General features: G+C 62.2%; 15 protein-coding genes. 1 reads left to right on the forward strand and 14 read right to left on the reverse strand.

From position 1 onward, the window contains the following. Positions 1-31: 31 nt before the first annotated feature. The 4 genes from BLV09_RS10795 to BLV09_RS10810 form a co-directional block, all read right to left on the reverse strand. Positions 32-1,003, reverse strand: a complete 972-nt coding sequence (locus BLV09_RS10795) for an ABC transporter permease (protein ID WP_146687272.1) — start codon at positions 1,001-1,003, stop codon at positions 32-34. 11 nt (positions 1,004-1,014) lie between these two features. Further along, positions 1,015-2,517 (reverse strand): sugar ABC transporter ATP-binding protein, encoded by a 1,503-nt coding sequence (locus BLV09_RS10800; protein ID WP_146687273.1) that lies wholly within the window; start codon positions 2,515-2,517, stop codon positions 1,015-1,017. A gap of 36 nt (positions 2,518-2,553) precedes the next feature. Continuing rightward, positions 2,554-3,507, reverse strand: a complete 954-nt coding sequence (locus BLV09_RS10805; protein WP_146687274.1) for a sugar-binding protein — start codon at positions 3,505-3,507, stop codon at positions 2,554-2,556. 311 nt (positions 3,508-3,818) lie between these two features. Beyond that, positions 3,819-4,427 (reverse strand): TetR/AcrR family transcriptional regulator, encoded by a 609-nt coding sequence (locus BLV09_RS10810; protein WP_146691057.1) that lies wholly within the window; start codon positions 4,425-4,427, stop codon positions 3,819-3,821. Positions 4,428-4,502: 75 nt separating this feature from the next. Between BLV09_RS10810 and BLV09_RS10815 the strand changes: the two genes are divergently transcribed. Beyond that, complete coding sequence (locus BLV09_RS10815; protein ID WP_349536749.1) at positions 4,503-5,564, forward strand: D-2-hydroxyacid dehydrogenase family protein; 1,062 nt, start codon at positions 4,503-4,505, stop codon at positions 5,562-5,564. A 155-nt stretch (positions 5,565-5,719) separates the two neighbouring features. On the opposite strand, the gene BLV09_RS10820 is transcribed toward BLV09_RS10815, so the two are convergent. From BLV09_RS10820 to BLV09_RS10865, 10 genes are all read right to left on the reverse strand, one after another. After that, on the reverse strand, positions 5,720-6,943 hold the full coding sequence (locus BLV09_RS10820) for an FAD-dependent monooxygenase (protein ID WP_146687275.1): 1,224 nt from the start codon (positions 6,941-6,943) through the stop codon (positions 5,720-5,722). 548 nt (positions 6,944-7,491) lie between these two features. Beyond that, positions 7,492-8,682 carry a cystathionine gamma-synthase gene (metB, locus tag BLV09_RS10825; RefSeq protein ID WP_146687276.1) on the reverse strand — a complete coding sequence of 397 codons (1,191 nt, stop codon included), beginning with the start codon at positions 8,680-8,682 and terminating at the stop codon, positions 7,492-7,494. A gap of 77 nt (positions 8,683-8,759) precedes the next feature. Next, positions 8,760-9,887 carry an LLM class flavin-dependent oxidoreductase gene (locus BLV09_RS10830; protein WP_146687277.1) on the reverse strand — a complete coding sequence of 376 codons (1,128 nt, stop codon included), beginning with the start codon at positions 9,885-9,887 and terminating at the stop codon, positions 8,760-8,762. Positions 9,888-9,916: 29 nt separating this feature from the next. Beyond that, positions 9,917-10,789 carry an ABC transporter substrate-binding protein gene (locus BLV09_RS10835; protein ID WP_146687278.1) on the reverse strand — a complete coding sequence of 291 codons (873 nt, stop codon included), beginning with the start codon at positions 10,787-10,789 and terminating at the stop codon, positions 9,917-9,919. Beyond that, positions 10,786-11,151, reverse strand: a complete 366-nt coding sequence (locus BLV09_RS10840) for a 2Fe-2S iron-sulfur cluster-binding protein (protein ID WP_100381023.1) — start codon at positions 11,149-11,151, stop codon at positions 10,786-10,788. The genes BLV09_RS10835 and BLV09_RS10840 overlap by 4 nt, the downstream gene beginning before the upstream one ends. Next, a complete protein-coding gene (locus tag BLV09_RS10845; RefSeq protein WP_146687279.1) occupies positions 11,148-12,839 on the reverse strand; it encodes an FAD-binding protein in 1,692 nt (563 codons plus the stop codon). Before BLV09_RS10845 ends, BLV09_RS10840 begins: the two co-directional genes overlap by 4 nt. 30 nt (positions 12,840-12,869) lie before the next feature. Then, positions 12,870-13,592, reverse strand: a complete 723-nt coding sequence (locus tag BLV09_RS10850) for an ABC transporter ATP-binding protein (protein WP_146687280.1) — start codon at positions 13,590-13,592, stop codon at positions 12,870-12,872. Beyond that, positions 13,585-14,349, reverse strand: coding sequence for an ABC transporter ATP-binding protein (locus tag BLV09_RS10855; RefSeq protein ID WP_244549037.1), 765 nt, complete (start codon positions 14,347-14,349; stop codon positions 13,585-13,587). Before BLV09_RS10855 ends, BLV09_RS10850 begins: the two co-directional genes overlap by 8 nt. Beyond that, the gene (locus BLV09_RS38005; RefSeq protein ID WP_146687282.1) at positions 14,346-15,188 is read right to left on the reverse strand and encodes a branched-chain amino acid ABC transporter permease; all 843 of its coding nucleotides are present in this window, start codon (positions 15,186-15,188) and stop codon (positions 14,346-14,348) included. The genes BLV09_RS10855 and BLV09_RS38005 overlap by 4 nt, the downstream gene beginning before the upstream one ends. Further along, on the reverse strand, positions 15,185-16,066 hold the full coding sequence (locus tag BLV09_RS10865) for a branched-chain amino acid ABC transporter permease (RefSeq protein WP_146687283.1): 882 nt from the start codon (positions 16,064-16,066) through the stop codon (positions 15,185-15,187). The genes BLV09_RS38005 and BLV09_RS10865 overlap by 4 nt, the downstream gene beginning before the upstream one ends. Position 16,067 lies beyond the last annotated feature (1 nt).

Consider the following 16,067-nt stretch of genomic DNA (forward strand, 5'->3'; position numbering starts at 1 on the left):
GCTGCGGCAACATTTGCCTGCGTACGCCCCCCTAGCCCGTCGTCGTCGCGCGGCGGCTGCGCTGCACGAGGTATTGGTCGGCGAGCACACCGATGAGGATCACCGTCCCCATCACCGCAAAGTTCAGCGAGCTCGGAATGCCCAGCAGGTTGACGAGGTTTTGCAGCACCTGGAGCAACACAGTGCCGAGCACGACGCCTATGATCGAACCCTCGCCGCCGCGCAACGAGCAGCCGCCGAGCACGGCGGCGGCGATGGCGTAGAGCTCATAGAAGGAACCGTGCACCGCCGGCGAGATTGAACGCGTGTACATCGCGATCAGAATCGCCGAGAACGCCGTCAGTCCGCCGCAGATGATGTAGGCGGAGATGACGACTCGATTGGCGCGGATGCCGGAATAACGTGCCGCCTCCTCGTTCTTGCCGACCGCATAGAGATAGCGCCCGAACACAGATCGGTGCAGCAACACCCAGGTGACCGCTGTGACGATGATCAGCGCCACCACGCTGTGCGGCAGCGGAAAGCCCAACACGTTGGTCCGACCGGCGGTCAGCCATTCCAGCGTCGGAAAGCTCGCGCCAAAACCAAAGCCGGCCGTGGCATCCTCGGTGTAGTAGCGCGCGGCGCCGCGGTAGATCAGCAATCCGCACAGCGTGACCACGAAGGGCTGGATACGCATCCTGGTGACAAGCGTGCCATGCACCACGCCGATCGCAAGTCCACCGGCGATCGTGATGCCGACGGCTGCAACCCAGTTGACGTCGTGATTGACAATCAAGTCGATAAACAACACGCCGAGCAGCGCAATCACCGAGCCGACCGACAGCTCGATTCCGCCGACGACGATAACGAAGGCCTCGGCGATGGAGAAGATGCCGAAGAGCCCGACCTGGTTGGCGATGTTGGAGAGATTTCCGACCAAAAGAAAGCGCGGATTGATGGAGGCGACGACGGCACCCACCACCAGGATCAAGACGAGCAGGCTCAAGTCTTTCTTGCGCAAGGTTCCCCCGCTTAGACTGTGTGGCCGACAGCAAGCTGAAGCACATTGTGCTCGTTGAACTGGCTGCGATCAAGAAACCCTGAAACTGCGCCCTCGTGCATGACCGCGATGCGATCACTGACCCCGATAACCTCCTCCATGTCGCTGGAGATCATCAGTATCGCGACGCCCCCGTCAGCAAGGCGGCGCATCATATCGTAGATCTCTTGTTTGGCCCCGACGTCGATGCCGCGCGTCGGCTCGTCAAAGATCAGCACTTTTGGCCGCATCGAAAGCCATTTGGCGAGGACGACTTTCTGCTGATTGCCGCCGGACAATGAACCCACGGCAGTGCCCACATTAGGCGTGCGGATCTTGAGGCGCTCGCACTGCCGGTGCGCGTTCTCGGTCTCGCGCGCGGTATTCACCAACCAGAAGCGCAGATAGGACGCGAGGTCGGGCAGCGAAATGTTTTCCGTGACAGAGACGTCGAGCAGCAGACTCGAACTCTTGCGGTCCTCCGGAATCAGATAAATCCCATGCTTGATCGCCGCGCGCGGTGTGGCAATGCGGATCAGTTCGCCCTCGAGCCTGATCGCGCCGCCGCGGAGCGGATCAACCCCGAAGATCGCGCGAGCAAGCTCCGAGCGTCCGGAGCCGACGAGCCCGGCGAGACCGAGGATCTCGCCGCGGCGGACCGACAGGCTCACGGCGCGGGCCGGGTACGTGTCGGTAACGGCCTCGACGATGTCGAGTACGCTGTCGCCGGGAGGGGCCGCGGGCGGTACGTATAACGATTTGAGGTCACGCCCGACCATCAGCCGTATCATCGCTGCCGGTGTAAGTTCGGCGCGGGTGAGAGCGCCGACGATGTGCCCGTCGCGCAATACCACCGCGCGATCGGCACATTGCATCACCTCGTTCAGGCGGTGTGTGATGAAGATTATACTGACACCGTCAGCCTTGAGCCCCGCGATGACGCGCATCAGACGGCCGGTCTCGGTCAGAGTGAGACTAGAGGTCGGTTCGTCCATGATGACGAGGCGCGCATCGAGCGATAGCGCTTTCATGATCTCGACGAGCTGCCGCTGGGCGAGCGACAATTCGGCGAGCGGCGCATCGGGCGCGAAATCGGCCCCGAGTCGATCGAGCAGTGGCCGCACCTGGGCATAGAGCCGCTTGCGGTCGATGAGTTTTAGCGGCCCGCCATGCACGGGCTCGCGGCCGATATAGACGTTGCCTGCAACATCGAGATTGTCGAAAAGATTTAGCTCCTGATGGACGAAGGCGACACCCGCCTTGATCGCGGCCGCCACGGTGAGAGACCGCCGCTCGACGGCGTCGACCCGGATGATGCCGCCGCTCGGCTCCTCGACGCCACCGAGCACGCGCATCAGCGTCGACTTGCCGGCGCCGTTCTCGCCGAGCAACGCAATCACCTCGCCACGAGACACGGACAAGTCGACGTGATCGAGCGCGACTACGCCCGGATACATCTTGCTGATGTCGACCAGTGCGAGGAACGGCTGCGGCATCGGCGGCTGCATTGAGGGCAGCGCTGGCACTCTGAGCTACTTGTGAAGCATCTGCTTCATCTGCCCCATGAAGTCGTCAACGTTCGATTTGTCGATGACCTTGCCGGGAACGATGATGATGCCGCTCGCTGGAATGCCTGACTTGTCGCCTTCGAGATATTTCGCCATTAGCTTCATGCCCTGGTAGCCCCACTCGAACGGCTGCTGCACGACGGTGCCGACGATGCTGCCTTCCTTGACACCGCCGAGCGTGATCGGATCCTCGTCAAAGCCGATGATCTTGATTTTATCGAGCTTGCCCGCCTCCTTCAGCACCTCGTAGATGCGTGGCGTGTTATAGGAGTAAAAGCCGACGAGGCAGTTCACGTCGGGCATGGCGGCGAGAATGTCTTCCACGTTGCGCTTGGCGCGAGTCTGATCGATCTCATCGCCGCGAACGTCGACGAGATCGACTTTCGAGCCCTTGATCGTCTCCTTGACGCCTTCGATGCGCTCACGCGCGTTGTCGGCCCCGGGCAGTCCGACGAAGCCGACGCACTTGCCGCCATTTGGCAATGCCTTCAGCATCAACTTACCGGCTTCCTTGCCGAGATCGGTGTTGGACGAGCCGATATAGGCAACGCGCTTCGATTGCGGGGCGTCGCTGTCGGTGGTGAATAGCACGGTCTGCGAGGCGATCTTGTTGAGCTCCTCGGTCTGGTTCTTCGGATCCACGGCGCTGACCATGATTCCGGCGGCGCCCGCCGCCACGAGGTCGTCCATCACCCGCTGCTGCACAGCGGCTGCGGCCTGTTCAGGATATTTGAACTGAAGGTCGTAATTGGGCAGCTCGGCTTGCGCCTTTTTCACGCCGGCCTCGGCGATCTTCCAGAAGTCGGACGCGCCGTTGACGACGAAGGCCAGAACCTTCTTGTCAGCCGCATTCGCCGACCCGAGACCAAGCGTCATCGCCAACGCAACGGACGCACCCGCAACCAAGAGACGCTGCATTACATCCCTCCCCTTTATGTGGTTGGCCATCAGTGCGGCCAACTCTTCATATTGTCGAACGAGCGCCTCATTTCTGCTGTCGGCGGGGAGAAGACGCCATCCGTGTTTGCGGAAGAGGCGGCAGCGTCAGCTCGGGTCCGCAAGGAAGAAAAAATGAAGCACGCGCTTGAAGCTACCAGAGGCGCTCCAAGCGCGCAACCGCAGGGGATTCGCGTATCCAGCAAGCGCAAATTCGCTGTTTCTTGACCCGTAACATCGTGTTTCGGATCAGCTAATCTTCCGCAACCCGTTGCCGTCGTCGGATTCTGAAGCTAATTGCGATGACCCCCACGCGCCCCCTTCTTCGTGGCGACAAGGGGTAAAAAAATTGTGTCGAGTATCTCGGCTATGACGGCTCTTGGAACTGGTTTATGCGTCATGAAAACTTCGTGACGCCCGAGGTCCAGTGGCAGTGACGCTATTCGTTTCGTCAGCTTGCTCGGATCGATCTCTCCACGCCGGACGCCGCGCTGAAGCACCTCTTCGACCGTCCGGCGACCTTCGAGCTTGCTTCTCAGGTCAGCCAGGCTGGAGTTTGTCTCCACGAAGTAGTCGCGCATACTGAACAAGACTTTGGTGATTGTGCTCGCGCCCCGCTCCGAGAACTTCTGCAAAAGCATCGCGAGTTCATCGCGTACGCTTCCAAGGTCGGGAACAGAGACGGGATTCTTCTGGATGTAATGGCCGATTGCGGCAACGGCGAATTCGGCACGAGTTGGCCAACGGCGAGACAGCACGGGCCGACTGGTGCCGGCTCGTTTGGCGACTGCCTCCATCGTGAAGTTGACATAGCCGTGGTCGAGCAGTTCAGCCCAGGCAGTCTCAAGGATTGCCTCCTCGAGCGCGCTTCCACGTCGCCTTATGGCTTTTTTCACCGTCATCGCGTCACCCATTTCATAAGATGCAATAATGAATCTTATTGCCAGCCCGCCGCATCTAAGATATAAGATATATGCGTGAATCTTATCAGCGAGCTCAATGATATGCCAATAACACCCGTGCCAACGAACAAGAAGGCGACGGGTAACCACACGCCCAAGGTGGCGATACTCGACGACTACGCTCGCGTTGCCCTCGACCTCGCCGACTGGTCGCCCGTGCAGAACAGGGCGGACGTAACGGTTTTTGACCGTCACCTCTCCGAGGACGAGGCAGTCGAGGCGCTGCAGTCGTTCGACGTGGTTTGCACCCTCCGCGAGCGCATGGCCTTCCCGCGCACGCTGATCGAACGGCTGCCGAACCTGAAACTAATGACAATCGTCGGCATGAGCCTGACGAACCTGGACATGGCCGCTGCCAGCGAATGCGGCGTCCTTGTCGCACACCCGAACTTCGCCAACCCTGGATTCGCCGCCGCAGGCAACGGCGTCCCGGAACTGGCATGGGGGTTGATGATGGCGACGGTGCGCAACCTGGCCGAAGAACATCGGCGCATGCGCGAGGGCGGGTGGCAGGCAACCGTAGGTATGACCCTGCACGGCAAGACGCTCGGCCTTCTCGGTCTCGGCAGGCTCGGCAAACGGATGAACGAATACGCGAAGGTATTCGGGATGAAGGTGATCGCCTGGAGCCAGAATCTTACCGACGAGGCCGCAGCGACGGCGGGCGTGCGCCGGGTCGAGAAAGAGACCCTCTTCAAGGAAGCCGACGTGATCTCCATTGGATTGGTGCTGTCGGAACGCACGCGAGGTCTCGTGGCTGCACCCGAACTGGCCCTGATGAAGCCAAGCGCCTATTTGATCAACATCTCCAGAGGCCCGATCGTCGATGAGGCGGCTCTTATCGCTGCGCTGCGAGCCGGACGGATCGCCGGGGCTGGACTGGACGTCTATGACGTCGAACCGCTGCCATCAGATCATCCGTTGCGGTCTCTGCCGAACGTGACGCTGTCTCCCCATCTTGGGTACGTCACCCGCGAACTCCTGAGCGTCGTCTATTCAGACACCGTAGAAGCCGTGGCGGCTTGGCTGGATGGGAAGCCCGTTCGGATTGTGAACCGCGAGGCGCTGCAGCATTAAGCTTCCGCAGGTTAGAGAGCGCTTCCGGTGATCGGGCCCAGCCACGGCTCGCACACGATCATCCACGCTGCCTCCAACCCTGCGACCGCCGGCGGAGCGGATCCCGTAAGGTTCAAGCGGATAGCGCCCCGGTTCGTCAGGCTCAACTCCCTGCGTCAGCTATAGTCAGGCAAGGTGAGCGCGCTATGGACCTGCCGCCTGTGGACCTGCCGCGCGTCGTCTTTCCGGAAGATCTTGCCGATCGGCTCCTCTGCCATCTTTCGGAGCATCTCGTTGCGGGCTTCGAGTTCCTGCTGAGTGTCGGGAATCATAATGGACTTGCCCGTTTCGACCAGAGCCTGGTTCATCTCGGCAAAGGGCCGCATCAGTTTTTCGTATGCCTCGAAGGCAGAGCTGTAGTCAGGCTTGGTCGCGATCTCGCCGGCCAGGATGTAGGCGCCGACAAGCGCTATGCTCGATCCCTGACCCGACAGGAAAGAGGTGGCGTGCGTGGCGTCCCCGGCGAGCACGATCCGTCTCCTCGACCAGGTCGGCATGTGGATCTGGCTGACGGCGTCGAAGAACAGGTCCTCGGCCTTCCGCATGTCTTCGACCAGTTGCGGTACGATCCACCCGTCGACACCTTCGAACATACTGGCGGTCAGCTTCCGCTTATCCTCTTCGGCGACGCTCTTCCGGAACGGCGAAGTGGGATACCTGAAGACCAGGAACGCATAGACCTGGCCGCCGTCATTGGTCGCATAGACCACCGCATTCTTCCCCGGAAGCGTATAGGCCAGGGCGCCGCGGTCGAGGCCGAAAGTGTTTGGGACCGTGAACCCGGCGAAGCAGAAGCCGATGTATTTTTCGAATTGGGACTCGTGGCCGAAGATCAGGGATCGCGTGTTCGAATGCAGGCCATCCGCACCGATGACAATGTCGTAGGTTCCGATGTCTCCGCTGACAAATGTCACGTCTACGCGGTCCGCGTGCTCGTCCAGAGAGGCGATGGAGTCGTTGAACTTGTAGTCCGCCTTGTCCTTCGTGGCGGCGTACAGGATCGTTGCGATGTCGCCCCGGCGGATCTCGACGTCCGTGCCCCTGACGCCTCCCGTGATCGCTTCCGGATCGATCTTCGCGATCACCGCGCCGTGCTCGTCCACGAAGGCGATGCTCTGGGAGTCGACGTGCGCCGCGCGCATCTGCGGGTAGAGGCCCATTCGCTCCACCGCATCGAGCGCGGTGCCGCGGATGTCGATCGGATAGCCGCCGCCGCGCAACGATGATGACTTCTCCACGACCGTTGTGTTGATGCCGTAGCGGGTCAGCCAGAAGGCCAGAGCAGGTCCTGCTATACTCGCACCGGATATGAGGACGTTTTTGACTGCTCTCTCGCCCATCGCCTGAATTCCTAAATAGTATTATTGGGTCACGCCTCTGACCGCTTATCTGCAACTGCCCCGCGCCCCGCCTTGTCGCAGGATGTCAGGGTCCGGCGATCTGCTGACTGCGGGTGGATGACATCCAAAACCCTACGGCCGGCCCCCAAGCCTTGTCAATAAGATACATGGACATATCTTATCTAGGAGGACGCAATATCAGCTTGATGTCACCCTGTTCGAGCGCGACGGCCGGACAGAAATCTCTCGACACAGCTCGGTACATTGTCGATGAAACCGAATCCATCGTCGCGCGTCTGAAGACTCGCTCCCGAGCGCGAGCACTGTAAGACGGACCGCAAGCCGGCCGTCGGTCCCCAGCCCGTTCTCCTACCGGAGATCGCTATTTGGTCAGCGGCGGCCGGCTGGGTCGCCGGTTGGCGTGCCAAGCGTGAGTATGCGGTTCACGCGGGCCGGAGCTTCGATGACGGAAATAATTGATGCCGGCCTCCGCCAGCCAGCATCTTGAATCACAAACCAGTCAGATCAGGAATTCTCAAATGATTCAGTCAATCAATGAAACGCTCTGGCCGCTCAGCCCGGCGACCGACGGCCAGGAGGCTCCGATCAAGATCTGCGATCAGATCGGCCTCCGCCTCAAGGCCGATCGAGAGCCGCAGAAGGCTGTCATTGATGCCAGCGGCGCGGCGCGCCTCCTCTCCCATGCCGGAATGGGTCATCGTTGCCGGATGAGCGACCAAACTTTCGACGCCCCCGAGTGATTCCGCCAGCGTGAAAACCTCCACGGCCTCCACGAAACGGCGCACATGCTCGACGCCTCCCACCAATTCGAAACTGAGCATCGCGCCGAATCCCGCTTGCTGCTTTTTGGCGAGGGCATGGCCAGGGTGCGACGCAAGCCCGGGATAGTGGACAACGCGCACCAGCGGATGCTGATCCAGGAACGCCGCTACGGCGGCGGCGTTCTTCTGCTGGTGATCAATCCGGGGAAACAATGTCCTGAGCCCCCGCAGGGTCAGATAGGCGTCGAAGGGAGAGCCCGTGACTCCCGTGAGGTTAGCCCAGTCAGCAAGGGCCTCCGCATCGGCTTTATCTGCTGCGATCACGACGCCGCCGACCACATCCGAATGGCCGTTGAGGTATTTTGTGGTCGAATGGATGACGAAATCGGCACCGAGCGCGATCGGCCGTTGGAGCGCCGGCGACAGGAACGTGTTGTCGACCACGACCCTGGCGCCGACGGATTTGGCCTGCGCCGCGATCGCACGAACGTCGACGACGCGTATAAGCGGATTGCTCGGCGTTTCAATCAGGATGAGCGACGGCGACCTTGTCAGGGCCTTCGAAAGCGCCACGTCGTCTCCTTGATCGACATAGGCGACGTCGAATTGTCGGCGATCGCGCCGAGCGGCGAGCAAGCGGTAGGTGCCGCCATAGCAGTCGTGCGGCGCGATGATGAGATCGTCGCGGCCCAATTGCGAGAGTACAAGATCGATCGCCGCCATTCCCGATGTCGTCACCACCGCGCCGGCGCCGCCCTCCAGCTTGGCAAGCGTATCGGCCAGCACGTCCCGGCCGGGATTGGCGGTGCGGGTGTATTCATAGCTCCCCGGCCGCTCAAAACCAGAAAACGCAAAGGTGCTGGTGAGATAGATGGGCGGCACGACTGCGCCGAATGTCGGGTCGGCGGCAATGCCGTTGGACGCAGCAACAGTCTGAGGATGTCTGGGTTTCGGCATGAAGATCAAGCCTCCGACTTTAGATGTGCTTCGTGTACGAGGATGGCTCTCGCAGAGCGCAACACAATTGCGCTACGTTACGCTATCTTCTGCCACGCGGCGTCACGATCCTTGGTAAAAGCGGAAGTGACGCCGGTCTCGACCGGACGTTCGACGGGCAGATGTGGTAAGACCAACTCGGCGAAGCGATACGCTTCCTCGAGCAGCGGCATACCCGACACAATCAGCACCTCGTGCCCAGCATCCCGGTAATCCTGAATGCGCGCCAAAACTTGCTTGGCGCTGCCAACAAGCGCCGTGCCCGGCCCATGACGAACCAGACCGATACCCGCCCAAAGATTGGGCGCAATTTCAAGCTCCCGCAAATCCTTGGGCTTACGTCCGCCGTGCAACGCTGACATGCGCTGCTGACCGATGGAATCGATGCCCGTGACATAGGCTTGAGCGCCAGCGATCGCCTTCTCGTCCATGTGGTCGTAGATATCTTGCGCTGCGGCCCATGCCGCCTCTTCGGTCTCGCGCACGATAACATAAAGCCGGATGCCAAAGCTGATCTTGCCGGCCCGGCCATGGCTTGCTGCGAGAGCTTTAACCGCGCGAACTTTTACCTCAGCCTGTTCCGGCGTTTCGCCCCACGAGAGATATGTATCGATATGCTTGGCGGCCACCTCATAGGCCGCCGGCGAGGACCCCGCAAACCAGAGAGGCACATGAGGCCGCTGTACGGGCGGTAGCGGAACGCCGGCATCGACGACGTGGATGTGACGCCCCTTGAAATTGACCGTTTCGCCGCGCAACAGGGCGCTCAGCACAGTCAAATATTCATCGGTGTAGGCGTAACGCTCGTCGTGACTGAGATGTACGCCGTATTGCGCCATCAACTTGGCATCGCCGTTGACGATGTTCACTCGTAGCCTGCCCTTCGAGAACTGATCGAAAGTCGTGATCATCTTGGCCAGCAGCGTCGGTGACAGCAGCGGGGGATGCGCGGCGATGAGGTGCTGGAAGTTATCGGTATAGGGAATGAGCGACGCCCCCTGAATCCAGGCGTCGTGCGAACCGGTTGCAAGCAACGCACCGGTGTAGCCGAGATGATCGACCGCGCGCGCCAATTGCTGAAAGTAAGCGTAACTGAGCTTGCGCGCACCATCGGAGCGCCAGGGATAGCGGCCGTCGGGGCCGGTGAGATACCAGAGAACTTCCACGGCAAACCTCTTCGTCGAGTGAGGGGACTTCAGGCGGCGGCAGAAAAATGGGTGGGATCGACAGTATCGGCCACATCGATGCTGCGCGGTATCAGACCGAACTTGGCAAAGATGTTTGCGTGGGCCTGCTGCTCGGCGAGAAAGCCTGCGTCCGGCGCCTCTACGCCCCAGGGACGCGAGGTGAGCGCGAGCAGCCAATCGTCAGCGGAGTTTCCATTAAGCCCGGCAAGCAGCGCCGCCGCTTCGCGCGGATTCGCCGCAGTCGCCTGATCCGAGTCGATCAGCGCGTTGAGCAACGCGCGTACCGCGTCCGGTCGATCGCCGAGCACTTCACGCAACCCCCAGTAAACGGAGCGGTTGGAAAATGCTGCACCGGGCGCCGCAAGCACACGCGTCGGCACTTTGCCGGCAATCTGCGAGTAGAGCGGATCGGTTGCAACGATTGCGTCGAGCAGCCCTTCAAGAAAGGCGTCCTTGGCCGTGGCGGGAATGATTTCAGCGGCGCGAACGTCGTTCCATCGAAGACCCGCCGCATCGAGTTCTGCCGCCAGGAATTGTGTGTGCCAGGAAATCGGCATCAGCCCGATCCCCTTTCCCTTGAGATCGGAAAGGCTACAAATGCCGGATGCTTCGCGTACCAGCAACCCGCCACGTTCCGGACGCGGCCCGGACATGCCGAAAACCGCCGCCGCAAGCCCTTCCGCCCCGGCCAGGATCGGTGGCGTCGCGCCGGTACCTGCAAGATGCAACACCCCGGCCTTCAGCAGCGGAATGGTTTGCGAGCCGGCGCCGTAAACAAAAAACCTCAGACCCGCCTCGCGCAGCGCCGCTACGGCGCTCGGCCTGCGCGCGAGGATGGACAGCGACAGATTTTGGGGGTGAGCTCCGACAACCAGCGTCACGAGATAGCTCCTTCACGAGAGATGGATGGGGGCGACGGCTGCAGCCGTTCGTCCGGCGGCGCGATTTCGGTTACGAGATCGCGGATGAGCGCCTTCTTGGGAAGCGGCGCCAAAGTGGTCACACCTTCCTTGAGGCGGACCGTGCAGGCGTAATCGACCTTGCCGTCAATCAGCATCATGCACTCCTTGCAGGCATTGGCGTTGATACAGGCGAAGCGGAATGCGAGCGACGGATCGGATTCACGGCGCAGCGCCCGCAAGCCATCGAGCACCGACTGGCCCGGTTCGAATGCGACGTCGAAGGACTGCACGCGCGGCGTTTCAGCCGGCGTGCCCCGCTGGATCGCGAGCGTTGCCTTCATGCTACATCCCTCCCCGCCAGCGGCGCGCTTCGGCTGAGATGGAGCCGCCCTTCAATGAGCGCAACGATCTGGTTGACGCGCCATGCGCCATCATCCAGGCCTGGATGGTCCTCTCGCTGGTGCGCGCCGCGGCTTTCGGTTCGGGCAAGCGCCGCCACGACGACGGACTGCGCGACCAGCAACATGTTGCGAAGGTCGAGCCAATCGGCCAGTACGGGATCGAATCCATCGGCGGACGAGACCGGCGTGTGGCCGATCTCCCTGGTCAGCCGCGCCAACCCATCAACGGCCGCGCGGAGTTTTTCGTCGCTGCGAAACGGCCCCACTTTCTCGGCCATCAACGCCTGCAATTCCGCAACCGTGGCCGCCATGTTCGGCGCATCCCGACGTTTAGCGCTGCGCAGCAGATCGACCGCGGGGCGTGCGGCATCCGCCGACCAAACTCCGCTGCCCTTGGACGCGCGACGCGCCGCGCTATGGCCTGCCCGCGCACCAAACACGAAAGCTTCCGTGATGGCATTGCCCGACAGCCGGTTGGCACCGTTGGCTCCCCCTACGGCCTCACCACAGGCGTAAAGTCCTGCAACCCTTGTCTCAAGCGCGTCATCCACGCGAATGCCCCCCATATGATAATGCGCGATCGGCGCGACCTCGACCGGCTGACGCGCAAGATCGATCCCGTTCGCGGCAAGCCGATCCACCACCGGTCCGAAGGCGCGGCGCATCTCCGCCTCGGGCACGTGCTGGAAGCTGAGATAAGCACCCCCGGCAGGACTGCCGCGGCCCGCCTCGACCTCCTTGGTGATGGCGTAGGTGGCAAGATCACGCGTCAGCACATAGTTGCCATCGCTGCGTCTGTCGCGCGTGGCATAGTCCTCTTCGAACTCCCGCATCTCGCCATTCAGCAGCCTGCCCCCGAGCTTGTAACGGAATGGGTCCCACATGATCGGGTCCATGCCGACAAGCCGCGGCGCCAGATGTCCGATCGGGAAGAACTGCACGAACTCCATGTCGATGAGTTCGGCGCCGGCGCGCAGCGCGAGCGCATAGCCGTCGCCGCCCATATTGGCCGACGCACTGTTGCGCCGATAAAGCCGGGTCAACCCTCCGGTCGCGATCACGACGGCCTTGGCAGCGATCGTCACCACGTGTCCGGTCGGCAAATGAAGCGCCGTTGCGCCGCAAGCTTCGCCGTCGCGGACAGCGATATCGATGATGGCAAGGTCGCCGACCCGACGAATGCCGTTTGATCCGTTCAGCTGCGTTCGCAACGTCCGCGAAACAGCGGGCCCCGTGGAGAGGAAATCCACATAGACACAGCGCGGCCGGTCATGGCCAGGAGCCTGCGCCTGCTTGATGTGATCGTCTTCGCGCGCCCAGCCGACTTTCCAGGCATCCATCTCACGAATGCGTCGCGGACCATCCTCGCATACCAGGGCGGCAAGGCGCTGGTCGCAAAGGCCGCGACCGGCGGCAAGCGTATCCGAGAGATGATATTCCCAGTGATCGGGAGTTTGCTCCCCGAGCGCCGCGGCGACGGTCATTTGCGCCATGACGGTCGCGCCGCCCCGCCCGATCAAACTGCGATCGACAAGAATGACCGAGGCGCCGCTGCGCTCTGCCTCGAGTGCGGCATACATGCCGGCGCCGCCGGCGCCGATAACCAGAACATTTGTCTCAAGATGCATCGCGGCTTTCTCCTGCACCACCCGCAGCCATCATGCCGCAAACTCCGTAGGCGCAACACCGAGATATGCATCAACGATGGCCGGCGATTTCGCCAATTCCTCGGCCGGCCCCTCCAGTACGATCCGGCCGCCGTCGAGAACATAACCGCGCTTGGCAAGCGCCAGCGCCTTGCGCGCATTCTGCTCGACGAGCAGCATCGTCAGGCCCTGCTGGTTCAGTTCCCGCAGCAGCGTGAATATTTCGGAGACGATCAGCGGGGCAAGCCCCATCGACGGCTCATCCAGTAGCAGCACACGAGGGCCGGCCATCAAGGCACGGCCGATAGCGAGCATCTGTTGCTCTCCACCGGACAACAGACCGGCCGGCTGCCGCCGGCGTTCCTTCAGACGCGGGAAACGATTATAGACCGCGGCGAGCGTTTCCTTTACGTCCCCCCGCTTGCGGCCGTATGCACCGACCAGCAAATTCTCTTCTACACTGAGCGGCGCCACAACCTGTCTGCCTTCCGGCACGAGTGACAGGCCTGCGCGCACGATGCGCTCGGCCGGACGTCCACCGATGGCCGCGCCGTCCAGCCGAACCGTGCCGCCCGACGGCCGCAACAGTCCCGCCACTGCGTTAAGCAGCGTGGTCTTGCCGGCGCCATTGGCGCCAACGACCGTGACGATTTCGCCGGCACCGACGTGCAGCGACACATCCTTCAACACGGCGGGGCCGCCATAACCTGAGGAAAGCCCGGCAATCTCAAGCATCTTCGGCTCCCAGATAGGCTTCAATCACTCTCGGATTGGCGCGTACCTCCTCCGGCTTGCCGGAAGCGATCGAACTGCCCTGATTGAGAACGTGAATCTCGTCGCAGACGCTCATCATCAGATCCATGTCATGCTCCACCAGCAGCACGGTGACGCCGAGGGCGGGCAGGCCTGCAATCAGGTCACGTAGCGATGTGCGCTCGCCATGGGTCATGCCGGCGGCAGGCTCATCGAGCAGCAGGAGCCGCGGCTCGGATGCCAGTGCGCGGGCGATCTCCACCCGCCGACGATCGCCGTAGGACAAATCTCCGGCCAGCGTGCTGGCGTGCTGACCGATGCCGACCTTTCGAAGCAATTCCACCGCGCGGGCGTGGCGGTCGAGTTCGATCCGCCTCAATCGCGGAAGGCGCAGCAGGATGTCGAACGGGCCGGCCGAAGGCGCGTGCAGAGCAAGAGTCACGTTCTGTCCAGCGGTCAACTCCGGAATCAGGCGGATGTGCTGAAACGTGCGGGAGACACCGCGTCGCGCAAGCGTGTTCGCCGGAACCCCCTGGATCGGCAGGCCGTCCAGCAACACAGCGCCTTTGGTTGGCGCGTCAACACCGCTGATGACGTTCATCAGCGTGGTCTTGCCCGAGCCGTTGGGTCCGATCAGCCCGATCACCGCCCCAGCTGGCACGGAAAACGACACGTCCGACAGCGCCGCAACGCCGCCAAAGCGGCGTGAAACATCCTTCAACTCAAGAAGCGGGATCACCACGCGGCCCTCCGCCGCAGCAACGTTGGCAGCGATGCGACGCCAGTCGGCAGGAACACCACCGCCCCGAGCATGGTGGCGCCGACGAGAATCTCGCGCATCTGGGCGGAAAAGCGCAGCGCTTCCGGCAAGACAGTGAGAATGGTCGCTCCAATCACGGGGCCGGCGATATTCCATGCGCCGCCCAGTACCGGCGCGATCACGCTATCGACGCTGCGCAGGAATCCGAAATCGCCGGGCGCGACGAACATGTTGAGGTGGGCGGCCAGTCCGCCGCCAAGACCGGCGATGGCCCCCGAGGCGGTAAAGATCGCAAGCTTAAGGCGTGCAACATCGTGACCTGCAGTCGAAACCACCAGTTCATCGGCAGCGACCGCGCGCATTCGCTCGCCGATCGAGGAGTTGCGCACTGCCCACACAAGATAGATGACGAGTACGAGCAGCAGCGCGAGTTGCCAGGTCTCGGTGAGTTTCGGGATGCCGAAGACTCCGAGCGCGCCGCCGGTCACCGAATCCCAGTTCAGCGCAATGATTCGAATGACCTCGGTGAAAGCAAGTGTCGCCATGGTGAAGTAGTCGCCGCGCAGCCGCAGCACGAGCGAACCAAGGCCGAAAGCCGCGAGAGACGCAGCCGCAACGGCGGCGGTCAGCGCCGGTGCGAAGCTCCAGCCCTGCTGCATGGTGAGCCAGATCGAGAGATAAGCTCCGATCGCCATCAAACCACCCGTCGCCAGCGAAAAGAGATTGACGCCGAGCAGCAGAAAACAGCCGAACGCAAGCACGGAGTTGAGCAAGCAGAGATCGATGACGTTGTGATACGCGTAAAAGAACTCGATCACGCGCGTTTTGTCTCACGCGTCGCGAACAGGCCGGTCGGCCTCGTCAGCAGGATCAGCAGCACAAGTCCAAATCCAACCGCATCGCGGTAACCCGAGCCGATGGCGACCACGCTCGCAACTTCGACAAGCCCGAGCAGCACCCCACCGACAAGCGCGCCCAGGACATTGCCGAGGCCACCGAGGATGAGCACCGTCAAACCCTTAAGCAAAATGCTGTCGCCCATGAATGGCGACACCGACTGGAACAGCAGCGACCATAACACGCCCGCTCCGCCCGCCAGCGCGCCGGAGATAAAGAACGTTACCAGCCTGACCTTGTCGACAGGCACGCCGACAAGACGCGCAACGGTTTCGCTGAAGGCCACTGTGCGAATGGCCCGCCCTAGATTCGTAAATCGCAAAAGTGCGGCAAGTGCGATCACCATGACAAGCGCCGCGCCGACAGCAACGATTTGTAAAAGCTGCAGCCGTGCTCCCATCAGTTCGATCGCGGCCCCCGCAAGGGCGTTATCCGGGTAGCGCACGACCTCCGTGCCGAACACTTCCTGCGCGAGACCGATGAGCATACGGGCGAGTGCGAGGCTGCCGACCATGCCCATCCAGCGATGCGCCCCGCGCCGCTGCAGCGGCCGGAACACCAGCACCTCGCTCAGTACACCGAGCAGGCCCGCGGCGGCGGCCGCGGCGAGGATCGCGAGGGGCAAGGGCAGCGCCAGCGTGCGCACGACCTCCAACCCCACATAAGCGCCCCACATGAAGACCGCGCCCTGCGACAGATTGAGGACATTCATGACGCCGAAGACAAGCGTAAAGCCGATGGCGAAAACGGCGTAAACGGCCCCTAGCGACAGGCCGTTCACCAGTTGCTGCAAAAGCATG

The sequence above is a fragment of the Bradyrhizobium canariense genome (assembly GCF_900105125.1).
GTDB classification, from domain to species: domain Bacteria; phylum Pseudomonadota; class Alphaproteobacteria; order Rhizobiales; family Xanthobacteraceae; genus Bradyrhizobium; species Bradyrhizobium canariense_A.